Genomic DNA, 3,727 nt, shown 5'->3' with positions numbered 1-3,727 from the left:
ATCCATCGCCACGCGTGATCGTTCGCTCGCTGGGGCCGCCCCACCGCGGTCGTCCGTCCTGGTCGTGCGCACCGGCCGGCCGTCAGGCCCGGCCCGGCCGGGTTCAGGACAGCCGGACGGGCAGGGCCGCGAGGCTGCGTACGGTCAGGTGCGGCCGGTAGGGCGGCGGGTCCGCGGCCAGGGTGAGCCCCGGGGCACGCTGGACGAGCGCCCGCAGGGCGATCCGTGCCTCCAGCCGGGCGAGCGGCGCGCCGAGGCAGTAGTGGATGCCCAGCCCGAAACCGAGGTGCCGGTGCGCGGGAGCGGCGCCGGCGTAGCGGGTGATGTCGAAACGGTCCGGATCCGTGAAGACGTCCGGGTCCCGCTGGGCCGCCGCGCTCAGGATGATGATGATCTCGCCCTGGGGGAAGGGGTGCCCGGAGATCTCGGTGTCCCGCAGGGCGAGCCGGCCGATGAGCTGGATGGGCGGGTCGTAGCGCAACGTCTCGTCGATGACGGAGGGTATGAGGCTGGGATCCGCACGTAGCAGGGCGAGCTGGTCGGGGTTGCGCAGCAGCGCCAAGACGGCGTTGCCGATCAGGTTGACCGTCGTCTCGTAGCCGGCGACCAGCAGCAGGGCGCACAGCTCCAGCAGCTCGCTCTCGCTGAGCACGTCGCCCTGGTCCCGCACCGCCACCAGCTCGCTGAGCAGGTCCTCGGCCGGGCGGGCCCGGCGCCGCGCGATCAGCTCGGTGAAGTAGGCGTCGAACTCGCGGGAGGACGTCCGGCGCCGGGCCAGCTCGTCGGGGGTGAGCAGGTAGTCCGGGTCGATGCCGCGGGTGAGGTCGTTGGCCCAGCCGCGGAAGGTCTGCTCGTCCCGCGCCGGCACGCCCAGCAGGTCGCAGATGACGCGCAGCGGGAGCGGGCGGGCCAGCGCGCCGATCAGGTCGATCTCGCCTTCCCGCTCGAGCGCGGCGTCGATCAGCGTGTCGACCAGGGAGGTGACCCGGGGCTGGAAGGCGGCGACCATCCGGGGTGTGAAGGCCTTGCTGACCAGCCCGCGCAGCCGGGTGTGGCTGGGCGGGTTCATCCGCAGGAAGGACCGCAGCCCGCCGTCCAGCGCCTCGGCGCGACGCCACGCGTTGGTCCCGGACTCGCCGCGTCCCCAGGCTGTTTCCGACAGGGCGGTCAAGCAGTCGGGGTAACGCGTCAGCACAGTGGCCTGGAGATCTCCCAGCGGGATGCGGTAGAAGGGATCCGCCGCGCGCAGGGCGCGGTAGCCCGGGTAGGGGTCGGCGCGGCGAGCCGGGTCGAAGGCGCCGAACGCCAGCGGCGCGGCGGCGGGAGTGTCCGATGCCGAGGCGGAACTCATGACCGGGTCCTCTCCTTGTCGTGCTCGTCCCAGCGGCCGGAGATGACAGCCGCCAGCCCGCCGGGGCCGCCCGCACCATGCCTTCCGCGATGCACCCGGTGCCTTCACCCGGTGCCTTCACCCGGTGCCTTCGCGCGGGCCGGTGGCGTCTGCCGGTCAGAAGAAGAATGCCGGGACGGTATTACCCGCCGATGAATCGGCGCTGAACCAGTGCCGGCGGGAACCGCACGAACCGGTGAGCCGGGGTGCTGGCATGTCGTCACCGAAACGTCGGCAGCCAGCCGGAATGACGTAACCGGAAAACGGGAAAAATACGAGAAGAATGGCTGGACGGATGCTGGCCGGCTGCCGTGGACGCAGGCCCGCGCCGAGCGGGCGGGGCCCGGCGGACCGGCCGCTCGCGGGCCGGAACGCCGCGCGGCGGGCATGCGGCGGGCATGCGGCAGCCCGGGCGCGCGACCGCGCGACCGCGCGGCGCCGGTGCGCCCAGGGCTGACGGGAGCCGGGGAAGGTCAGTTCGGGCCGGGGGCTGCGTGCTCGCTCATCCAGGTCAGGTCCGGCACCCGGACCCGCAGCCGGTGCGCTATCTCCTCGACGGCCAAGCCCCGGCCGATCGCCTCGCGGATCGCCAGACCACGGACGGCACGCAGCCGCAGCCGCTGAGGATGGTCGTTCCAGAGCAGATCGTGAGCGACCGCTGCGCGCTCGACCGGGTCGGAGATCGCGATAATTTCGTCGAAGAGCAGCACAACGCCCATGGTCCTGCGATCGTGACCATCCAGCAAGAGCGCGCCGTGCCCGGATGGGCGCGGCCGTCCGAGGAGCTACCCTCGCCCGGCCCGGGCACGCCGGCTGTGTCCGGCCCGGGCACGCCGGCCTTGCCCGGCCCGGACACGCGGGCCGGGAGCGGGACGCGCCGGAGCTGTTCCGGGTCGGGCCGCCCGGCCCGCGTGATCCGCAGCGGCCGTTCGGCCACGGCCGCGGTGAGCTCCAGGAGCGGCCCGACCGTGGCCGGGCAGTCGATGAGGTGGGACTGCGGGTGCGCGGCCAGCCTCCGTCGGGCCAACGTCAGCCACAGGCGTTGGACGAGCCGTCCGAACTCCACCTCGCCAGACCTCGCCAGCCGGGCCGGTGCCTGCCGGGACCAGCAGCACCAGCACCGGACCGCCGTCCCGGGACGCCCTGGCCTGCCGCTGGGCCACCGTGTCGCGCAGACCGTGACGGCGTGGCTCCGGCTGCTCAGCCGGGACCATCGCGGTCGTGGCCGGTCTCCGGTGGCCGGGGCACCGGCCGCTCCTGGCCACCGGACGGCCGGGTGAGCGTCGGGACAGGGGCAAAACGGATGATCAGAAGGGCGGCCAGAACGCCGATCAGGGCATCGAGCAGGACGCCGGGGATGACGGCAGGGCCGCTGACGAGGGTGAAGAGCCCGACCGCCACCATCCCGCAGGCCAGGAAGGTGGCGACGGCCACGACGAGGACGAGCACGGCGGCACTGATGACCCGTCCGCCGTGGGAGAGGCCGCCGATGACGGCGTGCCCCACAGCGGCCCCGGCCGTTCGAGCCGTTCCAGGCATCCTGTTCGTCCCGGGTATCCCAGCCGTTCCGGCCCGCTCGGCGGCGGCTGTCGCGCGCGGGGCGTGCGGCGCCGTGGCCGCCGGGGCGTCCGCCAGCGCTGGCCCGGTGTGGCGGGCGGCACTCATCCGGCGTCCACCAGCTGGGATGGCACGGCGGCGTGCAGCTCGCTCGTGAGCGTCTCGACGGTCCATGCGATCTGTTCGGGGGTGTGCTCGCTGGTGATGAAGAAACGCAGCCGGGACAGGCGTTCCTCGACCGCCGGATACATGATCGGGTTGACGCTGATCCCGCGTTCGAACAGCGTGTTGGCCAGCTGGACGCTGCGTATCGAGCCGCCGACGATGCACGGGATGACCGGGGTCCCGGCGCTCGTCCCGGTGTTCACGCCGGCCTCGCGGGCCAGGCGCAGGAACAGGGCCGAGTTGTCGCGCAGCCGGGCCAGCCGGGCCGGCTCCCCCCGCATGACCCGCAGCGCGGCCAGCGCCGCGGCCGTGTTCGGGGGTGTCAGGCCGGCGCTGTAGACGAAGCCCGGCAGCGTGTAGCGCAGGTAGTCCACCAGGGCCCGGCGGCCGGCGACATACCCGCCGCAGCTGGCCAGCGACTTCGACAGGGTGCCCATCCACACGTCGACACCGCCGCGGTCCACGTCGAAGTGCTCGCCCGCCCCACCGCCGGCCGCGCCGATCACGCCGATGCTGTGCGCCTCGTCGACCATCAGCAGTGCGCCGTGGCGGTTGCGCACCTTGATCAGCTCGGGCAGGTCCGCGATGTCGCCGTCCATGCTGTAGACGCCCTCG

General features: G+C 73.5%; 4 protein-coding genes. All 4 read right to left on the bottom strand.

Annotated elements, in window-relative coordinates; genetic code table 11:
- Positions 1-103 precede the first annotated feature (103 nt).
- Positions 104-1,351, bottom strand: coding sequence for a cytochrome P450 (locus tag AC5LUJ_RS22315; protein WP_493465676.1), 1,248 nt, complete (start codon positions 1,349-1,351; stop codon positions 104-106).
- A 512-nt stretch (positions 1,352-1,863) separates the two neighbouring features.
- A complete protein-coding gene (locus AC5LUJ_RS22310; protein WP_250286808.1) occupies positions 1,864-2,109 on the bottom strand; it encodes a hypothetical protein in 246 nt (81 codons plus the stop codon).
- A 481-nt stretch (positions 2,110-2,590) separates the two neighbouring features.
- Positions 2,591-3,055 (bottom strand): hypothetical protein, encoded by a 465-nt coding sequence (locus AC5LUJ_RS22305; RefSeq protein WP_250286807.1) that lies wholly within the window; start codon positions 3,053-3,055, stop codon positions 2,591-2,593.
- The coding region (locus AC5LUJ_RS22300) for an aminotransferase class I/II-fold pyridoxal phosphate-dependent enzyme (RefSeq protein WP_493465675.1) at positions 3,052-3,727 on the bottom strand (676 nt) is incomplete at its 5' end. The genes AC5LUJ_RS22305 and AC5LUJ_RS22300, both read right to left, overlap by 4 nt.

The organism is Protofrankia sp. CiP1_Cm_nod3 (assembly GCF_982290655.1).
The sequence above is the reverse complement of the archived record's forward strand: the minus strand, read 5'-3'. Positions and strand labels throughout refer to the sequence as shown.

Excerpts from the sequence above, each read along its gene's own strand:
- AC5LUJ_RS22310 (WP_250286808.1), bottom strand. The coding sequence starts at position 2,109 with ATGGGCGTTGTGCTGCTCTTCGACGAAATTATCGCGATCTCCGACCCG.
- AC5LUJ_RS22315 (WP_493465676.1), bottom strand. The coding sequence starts at position 1,351 with ATGAGTTCCGCCTCGGCATCGGACACTCCCGCCGCCGCGCCGCTGGCG.
- AC5LUJ_RS22305 (WP_250286807.1), bottom strand. The coding sequence starts at position 3,055 with ATGAGTGCCGCCCGCCACACCGGGCCAGCGCTGGCGGACGCCCCGGCG.